Here is an 8,841-nt window from a genome sequence, read left to right as displayed (position 1 = left end):
GCAGATCTTGCTCCGTGCGTAGTTTGCCTTTGTCGATCTCAGCAGCGCTGGTTTTTAGTCCCGCGATACCGATTTTCAGGGATTCAATCATCGTGGGAATGGAGCGGGCGACGGTGATAATTCCCGCTGCTGCCACAGCTCCGGCGCCGATGATGCGAATGTAACCTTCCCAGATTTGTTTTGCCGACAACTGGCCTATCGTGGTAATTCCGTCCGCAAGACCTCTGGTTTTCAAATATGCCAGAGTATCTGCCCAGATTGGAGCATCGCCGAATTTGTAGGCGATGAACGGAATGATGAGCACCCAGGAGATCAGTCCGCCGCCGACCATGATGGCGCCGATTCTTCTGCCGAGAATGTAGCCCACGCCCAGCAGCGCCGGCGTCGTGGAAACGCCGATTACGCCCTTGCGCAGAAACGGAATGTGGAGAAAAACCTTACTGGGCCAGAGATAGAGCAATGAAATCAGACTCTTGAACGCCGCGCCGATGCCCAGACCCAAAAATACATTTTTCGCCGTGGAACCGCCCTCAGAAGCTGCAATAAGCACTTCCGCGCTGGCTGTTCCTTCGGGATAGGGGAGATTGTAATGTTCTTTGACGATGAGAAAAGGGCGCAGCGGAATCATGAACAAAACTCCAGTCACGCCGCCGGCAATTGCCAGCAAAGTGATTTGCAAAAGACTCGGTTCGTAGCCCCAGATGAAAAGCGCGGGAATGGTAAAAATGATTCCCGATGCCAGCGAGGAGCTCGCTGAACCGGTGGTTTGAGAAATGTTGCACTCAAGAATGGTAGGTTTGCCAAAAATCGGGGTCAAAATTCGCAGAATAGCAACGGACACAACCGCCAGAGGAATCGCTGTGCTGATGGTCAATCCGACTAACAACCCAAGATAAGCATTTGCGCTACCAAATACCGCACCCAGAATCACACCCAGAATGATTGTCTTGGCATTGAAGTCTTTCAGTTCAGCTTCCGCAGGGACAAAAGGTTTGAAATCTGCCATCCAGTGTTCCTTTTATTTTATGAAAAGTTAAGAGTTTTGAATTCTTAAGGGAATAAATTTCGCAAATAGTGGCAAAGTAAGCAATTTAACGCTTGAAACGGGGGAGAGGTTTCGATGTTTTTTGGGTGAGTGGTATGTGGTTAGTAGTGAGTAGTTAGTGGTGAGTTGTTAGTGGCATTAGGCACTGGACATTAGTCATTTTATGCCTTTTCGATATTTTTTATCCGTGAAAATCCGCCCAATCCGCGTCATCCGTGGTCTATATCAAATTCCTCTGTGCCCCTGTGGCTAATCACAAATCACTTCAAAAGCACACAGGATTTCGTCTTGTTGCCTTCAGCCGAAGAAATGCGATACAGGTAAACTCCGCCGGGTACTGGTCTGCCAAAATCATCCTTCCCGTCCCAGATTTGGCGATGGCTGCCAGCGGAAATGGTTTGCGAAATTAGAGTTCTAATCTTTTGCCCGCGAATGTTGTAAATCGCCAGTTCCACAAAACCCGTCTTTGTGGTAGAAAATTCAATGGTCGTGGTTGGATTGAACGGATTGGGATAGGCGTTTTTTAGTTCGAATTTTTTCGTTGTTTGCGCGAGTTGATCATCCACGTCCGAGGGATTCGGATCGAAATTGATTTTTGTGACGTAAGGTTTGTAATTTTGCGCTGTGATTGCCACTGTCACTGGCGAGGTGATTTCCAGTGAATCGATAGTGAAAAATGCGGTTCCGCTGCTGTCGCTGTGCGCCGCGGCGATGAGTACGCTGTCTATGGAAAGCGCCACTGTGGCGCCGGGTACGTTTGTTCTCACGGCAAAATTGTCGGAAATCACAGCGGGAAGCGCGATATTTTCAAAATCGCGAATTTCTCCGGTCCAGGCGGCGAGCGCGGGATCGCCCAGAACATTGGCGCCATAGAAACACCAGCGCAAAGCGCCAGGTTCCCATTCATCGGGAGCTGTCACAAAAGGCGCGCTCTGGGCTCGAGATTCCGCATGCGCGCCTCCGAGTGAATAAATACCATCGTGAAACAGCGCGTCGATAAATTCGCGATGGAGATGTAAACTGGGACCTTCTGTTTGACCTTCGTTGAACCAGCCGTAGCGCGTGTTTCCGATGAACGCCACGGCAAAATTTTCTATTTCCAACATTTTCTCTGCTATACAGTCGCTGCCGTCAGAATTGACGGCGTCTATTTTTGCGGCTTCGCAGCCTTCGGAATAAATGATCGGATTTAAGTGGTTGACACCATTAATGTCTTTAAAATTTTCATTGGTAATGTCGTACAAAGAAAACGTCATCACTCCCCGGCTGCTTGAATGCCCCAAATGATGGATGAAATTTTGGCCTTTATTGATTTCTCTCAGCAAATCTTCCTTTGACCAGTGCGCCGGATAAACATCGCGGTCATAAAGATAGTCCAAATTCAAGAAGGACGGCAAATCGTACGTAGAATATCCATTGTCGTCATGGTCGCCGACCAACATGTCCAGATAATCCGCGCCAAAGGAAAGCGGATCGTCCCACAAATGCTGGCCGGCAAGCAGTTGGTTTTTTGCGTCAGAAACAACCGGAGATTGTTGGTAGTTAATGATTTTATTGAGAATTGCCTGAATTTCCTGGTGATTGTCCGCCGGAATTCTGCCGACAAAAAGCTCTGGCAACAAATCATCTTCGCCGGGTTCGCCCCAGTGTTCATCGTCGTCATCGTTCCAACTGCCGTCAAGAGCCGAATAGTAGAGATCACTCGGGATGTCAGCCCTGTAAGTATCTTCGCCGGACAGCACTTCCGAATAAAAATATCTCACGGGAACCTGCATTTGTCCCAGGGAAGAGACATCGGCGTCTCCGGCGAGCAGGACGTAGGTGATAGAATTTTGCTGTGCTTCCTGAATGATGTAGTTACGAATTTTTTCTGGTTCGTCACTGCCAAGAACATCGTTGTAAATCGATTCTACAGTGGCGATGCGCGTTTTTAATCCGCGGACATTGTAAAAATTGGCTAATTTTTGGTAATCTGATTTAAATTCTTCGGTAGTGATGATCAAATAGTCGTAAACTGAAGAATTTGATTGCTGCGGGTAAAGCGAAATTGACTCGTCAAAATTATCGACCAAATTTTTCAAACGGGACAGTGTCAGCGCATCGTCCCGGTAAAATTGCAGTGCTTCCACGGCGCGATAGTCCGGCTCCGTGGTCACGGTAACTTCAATTTCAGTGTAATAGCTCAAATCCTGCCCTGCCGGGACATATTGCACGGGACTAATCACACCGATGGCGACTGCATGCCCAAAAAGAAAATGGGTGTGTACAGCCGGGTCCGGGCCATCGATGGCAGTGGTCTGCTGGTACAGTTGTTGATTGAACTCTTTGTGTTTGGCCGAAGGAATTCCCATTGGTCTCGGCGACTGGTGCGGTGCTAAAAAAATGTCGCCGCCCAAACTCATTGGGCTTTTAAAATTCACTTCAATGCCGGTAGCGATATGTCCCGGGGGAAGCAGGAGCGCTATTTTGTGAACAGGTAGTGTCGGGCCGCCGCTGAGTCCCATCTGATAACTGGTGCCGAAATCGACGAGAGCGGAGCCGTCAGCCTGCGTTTTAACTTCCGGTGCGGAAAAATGGTAGGTTTTCTTGATGACATTTCCCAACAAAAAACTCGGTAAAATGATGAGTGCAAAAAAGACGATAAAAAATTTATTTGAAAAAATTGAATTCATTGAAGTCTTGTCCTGCTGATTTTTGCTGTTCATGGCCTTGATGTCCTTTTCTATTCAAACTCTGTGCCGGAAAAATAGCAAAAATTATAAGTAAAATAATAACAAAAAGATAGCAATGGTTTGAAATTCAATTTTAAAATTCCATTTTTAGCATTTTGTCTAAAAAATGACAGGGTGATGAACCCTTTCGTTCAGTGGGCGTGCAAAAAGGGGCAAATTACCCGTCATTTTCAAGAAAAAATTGTACAAAAAATGACACCCCGCCTGTCTATTTTGTGACATGCATGCCCATTTCGACAAAAGGCTCAAATTTTTTAAACAGCAGATTGGTGTTCCAAACACAAACGCACTGGGATTATCAAAGGTGCAAAAAATTTGGTGTAAATTTCAGCAAATTTGGTGTAGTGCAAAAATCAAAGGTGCAACCAGTGCGAAAGACCCTAAAGAAAAAGTTAAAAATTAAAAATGAAAAGTTAAAAAGAACGATGCTTCAAAATTTCTCTAAAAATCGAAATAATGCCCGCAACTATTTTTGTTTACTACGTCAGTAACTTGCCACTTATCACTTACAATATTTAATCACTTTTTATCTTTTTGACTGTGAGCACGGGCACATTTGCGCTGCGAACGACTTTTTCAGTGGTGCTGCCCAACAGGAAATGTTCCAGTCCTCTGAGCCCGTGCGAGCCCATGACGATTAAATCATGCGGCTTTTTTTCCACAAATTCTAAAATTTCGTGATAAGCCGCGCCTTCGGCAAGCGCGTACTCCGTTTTCACGCCCGGAAAATCAAATTCATTGCGGAAATTTTTCATGCCTGCCAGCGCTCGTTCTTTCAGTTGCGAGTCTATTTCAAAAATGGAAATTTTGCCGCTGACGTAAAACGCGGGATGAATTTGCTGCTCGAACGAATGAAAAAGCGTCACGCTGAGATTGAACGCTTCGGCGATTTGCAGCGCGTGAATGAGCGCCAGGCGGGAATATTCCGACAGATCAACGGGCACGAGAATCTTTCGGTGCGTGAAAAATTCAGTAACATCCTCCCGAATCGTCATCACCGGACAATTTGCCATTTGCACCACGCGTTCGGCGACGCTGCCCAGTAAAAAGTGGGCAATGGCAGTTCTGCCGTGCGTGCCCATAATGATCAAATCGATATCATTTTCGGCCGCGTAATTCAAAATTTCATCCGCCGCGGAAAATCCGCGCGAATTAGCGGTGACAATTTTCAGTCCACTCTCGTCCACATTTTTAGTAATTTTATTCATTTTTTGATTGGAAATGTCTTCGATCAAATCGTAGCTGATGAGATTGTCCGGCAAGCGGTCATCCGGCTTGTAAGAACCATCTTCGTAGAGAATGATGGCGTGGAAAAGATGCACTTCTTTCGCGATTAATGGTGCAATTTTCAGCGCATGTTTTACGGCATTCTGAGAGCAAGTAGAAAAATCAATCGGACAGAGAACTTTGTTGATTTTTATCATCTTTGTGCCTTCTCCTGCTTTATGGTGGTTAGATGTTTTAATATAAACTTAACATTTGAAAAAATCAAGTAAATTTCACATGTTTTCACATATTTTTCAAATTTTTAGCAATTGGCACAAAAAAGAAAGCCGACATCCTGGGGGGCGATGCCGGCTTTTCGGGGTATGAGCTACTTTTTGCAGAGGAAAACTCACACCGATTCCTATTAATCTGGAATCGAAACCATATTAGCAGAATCTGTGCCATTTTTTTAGCTAAAAAAAGTAGCTTGTTAACTTCTTAAATTACAACGCGTAATAGCATTGTGAAAAACTCGGGTTTTGGTAGAAAAATTAAAAGTCATTCCTGATTTTGCAATCAGAATTACGTAAATGCAAAAGAAGGGTCTGATTTGCTTTTATTTTTTTCAAAAAAGTGAATTTCGCTGCCGCTGAAATTGTAGGCTGCATCTTGTCTCCAATCAAATTGGCTTTTATTACAAAAAGTGAAAATTTTTATTGCTATTGACAGAAAAAATTTTAAAATTTATACATCAAGCGAATTGAAAAATTGAAATTTAGCAGAGGGGAAAATTTTGGCTGACAAAAAGAATGCCAGTAAAAACGAAATTCTTCGCATGATACCGCAGGTAGATTGGCTGCTTAATCAGGCTGAAGTGAGAAAACTGGCTGAAAAATTTCCGCGGGATTTGATCGCGTGGCAAGTGCGGAAAATTTCGGAACAGATTCGCGGGGAAATTTTAGCCGGGGAAAATTCTTTCTTTGACGAGAAAACGGTGAACAAAAATGTTCTCAAAGAAGAAATTTTTTCTCGCCTCAAAATGTCGGTTCAGCCAAATTTAAAACGTGTCATTAATGCCGGCGGAATAATTTTGAACACAGGACTTGGCAGGGCGCCATTGAGCAAGGCGGCGAGAGAGGCGCTGGCGATTGTTAGTGGCGGATTTTCCAGCGTGGAAATCGATCTTCCGAGCGGGAAAAGAGGCAACAGGCACAATCTTGTCGAAGAATATCTGACCGAACTCACCGGTGCTGAAGCTGCCGCTGTGGTGAACAATAACGCTGCCGCGACATTACTCACGCTCAACACGCTGGCTCAAAATCGGCAGGTGATTGTTTCCCGGGGAGAATTAGTAACTATCGGCGGCTCTTTTCGCATCCCCGAAGTCATGAAACGCAGCGGCGCAGTGATGCGGGAGGTCGGTACGACAAATCACACCAAAGTGGGCGACTACGAGTCTGCAATAAACGAAGAGACAGGTCTGCTGCTCAAAGTTCACACCAGCAACTACAAAATCATCGGTTTCACGTCAGAAACTTCGCTGGAGGAACTGGTCGTGCTGGGCGAAAAAAATCATCTCCCGGTGATGCACGATCTGGGCAGCGGCATGTTGTTCGATTTGTCGGAATTCGGCCTGCCCAAAGAGCCGGTTGTCAGCGAAAGCGTCAACGCCGGCGCCGATGTAGTGACTTTCAGCGGCGACAAATTGCTCGGCGGTCCCCAGGCGGGAATCATCGTCGGCAAAAAGCGATTCATTGAGGCGATTAAAGAAAATCAACTCGCACGGGCGCTGCGTTGCGGGAAATTGACTTTTGCGGCGTTGGAGGCGACATTGCGGCTTTATTTTGACAAAGACCTGTTGCTGCAAGAGCATCCGGCGTTGAAATTCATGCTGCGTACGGAAAGTCAGTTGCAGCGAATGGCGAGTCGTTTGCGTCAGGGCTTACGAAACGTAATTCAGGAAAGGGGAGACGTTCAAATTCAAAAAGGTCGCTCCGAGGTTGGCGGCGGTTCGCTGGCTACGGAATCGCTGCCCACACGGCTGGTACTGGTTAGCGTGAAAAATTTCTCTGCCGAAACATTGGCGAAGGAATTGCGTCTCGGCGAACCGGCGATAGTCACCAGAATCATCAACGACCGCGTGGCTTTTGATGTGCGTACTTTATTTGAGCCGGAAATTCGCATGATTGTTGCTTCTGTACAAAAAATTATTTCAGCGGAAAACGAATAATGGAAAGTTTCAAAAGACATTACGTAATCGGCACAGCCGGGCATATCGATCACGGCAAAACCGCCATGGTCAAACAGCTCACCGGAAGGGATACGGATTGGCTGAAAGAGGAAAAAGCCCGCGGCATGACCATTGATCTAGGATTTGCTTTTTTGGGTGAAAACATCACAATTATTGATGTGCCCGGGCACGAAAAATTTATTCGCAACATGGTCGCCGGCGTAAGCACCATCGATCTGGTGCTGCTGGTGATCGCTGCCGACGACGGAATCATGCCTCAAACGCGCGAACATTTTGACATTTTGAAATTGCTGCAAATCAAGAACGGCATCGTGGTGATCACCAAAATTGACCTTGCGGAAAAAGATTGGCTGGACTTGGTCATCGACGATGTGAAAGAATTTGTCAAAAACAGTTTTTTGGAAAATGCCCCTATCGTTCCCATTTCCAGCGTGACCGGCGAGGGCATTGAAGATTTGCGCGAGCAAATTATGAAATCCATTGCTGTCGCTCCGGATCGGCAGAGCAGAGGCATTTTTCGCTTGCCGGTAGATAGAATTTTTACCATCAAAGGATTCGGGACGATTGTCGCCGGAACGGTTTTTTCAGGGAATCTACAAGTGGATCAAACAGTAGAGCTCTTGCCGCAGGGAGCAAAATTACGCGTGAGAAATTTGCAGATTCATGAGCAAAATGTTTCCAGCGTGAAAGTTGGTGATCGGGCGGCGTTGAATCTGGTGGGCATCGAAAAAGAAGCGGTCAGACGCGGCAATGTGGTGGCGGAGCCTGGCTTTTTTGTGCCGACGCAATTTCTCGACGCTAAATTCTATTTGCTGAAAAGTGCCCCTAAACCTTTTCGTCACAACGAACGCGTCCATTTGCACGTGGGGACTGAAGAAGTAATCGCCCGGGTTCGGCTGCTGGAAAAAGAAGAAATTCTGCCCGGCGAGGAATCCTTGATTCAGATGAAGCTGGAAAAAAAGATCATTGCCGATCACGGCGACCGCTTCGTTCTTCGCCGCTTTTCGCCGGTGGAAACCATCGGCGGCGGCTCAATTATCGATGCTCATCCGCGACGGCACAAGCGTTTTTCTGCCACAGAGTTGGCGCAAATTCGGAAACTTGACCAGAGCAACCCTGCCGAGTTTGTGGAAATTATTCTGGAAAAACACGGAACTGCGTTGGCTACAATAGAAGCAATTTCCCGCGCTGCCATTATGCGCGAAGAGCAGGTGAAAGAAATTCTGCACGAATCGGAGAAAAAAGAAAGAATCACGAAAATTATTGACAAAGGTCAACAATTTTTCATACTCAGAGAAGAGTTTCAAAAATTGAAACAAAAGATGCTTGACAACTTGGAGCAATTTCATCGCGACAATCCGGCGCGGAGAGGCATTCCACTGAGTGAGTTGAAAAATAATTTGAAAATCAACGATGCGCTGCTGTTGAATAGCGTGCTCGAAACATTGTCCGCCGATGGAAAAATTTCATTGAAAAATAACATTGCCGCCCTGCAAAGCAAAGGCCTGGCTTTGTCCGATGTGCAAAAAAGAATGACGGAAAAAATTGCCCGAAAACTTTACGACGAAGCCTTCGCCACATCAAACCCGGGACAGCTTGCAGATGAA

The 8,841-nt window shown here is 46.2% G+C and carries 5 protein-coding genes; 2 read left to right on the top strand and 3 right to left on the bottom strand.

All coding sequences use genetic code 11. The annotated features are described in order from the left end of the window. The 3 genes from GXO74_02850 to GXO74_02840 form a co-directional block, all read right to left on the bottom strand. Positions 1-1,006: oligopeptide transporter, OPT family (locus GXO74_02850; GenBank protein ID NOZ60598.1), on the bottom strand; the 1,006-nt coding region annotated here is incomplete at its 3' end. Between the two features lie 299 nt (positions 1,007-1,305). Further along, positions 1,306-3,750, bottom strand: coding sequence for a T9SS type A sorting domain-containing protein (locus GXO74_02845; GenBank protein ID NOZ60597.1), 2,445 nt, complete (start codon positions 3,748-3,750; stop codon positions 1,306-1,308). A gap of 542 nt (positions 3,751-4,292) precedes the next feature. Beyond that, positions 4,293-5,201: a universal stress protein gene (locus tag GXO74_02840; GenBank protein ID NOZ60596.1), complete on the bottom strand. Its 909-nt coding sequence runs from the start codon at positions 5,199-5,201 to the stop codon at positions 4,293-4,295. A 617-nt stretch (positions 5,202-5,818) separates the two neighbouring features. On the opposite strand from GXO74_02840, the gene GXO74_02835 reads away from it, so the two are divergent. Continuing rightward, a complete protein-coding gene (locus GXO74_02835) occupies positions 5,819-7,213 on the top strand; it encodes an L-seryl-tRNA(Sec) selenium transferase (GenBank protein NOZ60595.1) in 1,395 nt (464 codons plus the stop codon). Continuing rightward, the coding region (gene selB, locus GXO74_02830; protein NOZ60594.1) for a selenocysteine-specific translation elongation factor at positions 7,213-8,841 on the top strand (1,629 nt) is incomplete at its 3' end. The genes GXO74_02835 and selB, both read left to right, overlap by 1 nt.

This window comes from Calditrichota bacterium, assembly GCA_013152715.1.
In the GTDB taxonomy this organism is placed as follows: domain Bacteria; phylum Zhuqueibacterota; class Zhuqueibacteria; order Thermofontimicrobiales; family Thermofontimicrobiaceae; genus 4484-87.
Note: the sequence above shows the minus strand (reverse complement) of the source record. Positions and strands in the feature narration are given on the sequence as shown.

Excerpts from the sequence above, each read along its gene's own strand:
- GXO74_02845 (NOZ60597.1), bottom strand. The coding sequence starts at position 3,750 with ATGAACAGCAAAAATCAGCAGGACAAGACTTCAATGAATTCAATTTTT.
- GXO74_02840 (NOZ60596.1), bottom strand. The coding sequence starts at position 5,201 with ATGATAAAAATCAACAAAGTTCTCTGTCCGATTGATTTTTCTACTTGC.
- GXO74_02835 (NOZ60595.1), top strand. The coding sequence starts at position 5,819 with ATGATACCGCAGGTAGATTGGCTGCTTAATCAGGCTGAAGTGAGAAAA.